The sequence below is a fragment of the Shigella sp. FC1967 genome, from assembly GCF_001743005.1.
Taxonomy (GTDB): domain Bacteria; phylum Pseudomonadota; class Gammaproteobacteria; order Enterobacterales; family Enterobacteriaceae; genus Proteus.
Genome location: NZ_MIIZ01001416.1, coordinates 1 through 354, shown reverse-complemented (window position 1 = coordinate 354; position 354 = coordinate 1). Strand labels below are relative to the sequence as shown.

Below are 354 nucleotides of genomic sequence, written 5' to 3'. Positions count from 1 at the left end.
ACCGGAGTGAACGCACCACTGGTGTTCGGGTTGTCATGCCAATGGCATTGCCCGGTAGCTAAGTGCGGAAGAGATAACCGCTGAAAGCATCTAAGCGGGAAACTTGCCTCGAGATGAGTCTTCCCTGTCACCTTGAGTGACCTAAAGGAGCGTTTAAGACTAAGACGTTGATAGGCTGGGTGTGTAAGCGTAGCGATACGTTGAGCTAACCAGTACTAATGAACCGTGAGGCTTAACCTGACACACCGAAGGTGTTTTGTCAGAGAGACGAAACGATGAAGTAAGCTTGTTTAAGATTGATAATTACTGGTGACGAGCCGTTGAAGGGTGAGTGACGGGTAATAAAACAGAATT

The 354-nt window shown here is 47.7% G+C and carries 1 rRNA gene; it reads left to right on the top strand.

The features are described from left to right. Nucleotides 1-240 (top strand): 23S ribosomal RNA (locus BHE89_RS22565); the annotation flags it as partial. Between the last annotated feature and the right edge of the window lie 114 nt (nucleotides 241-354).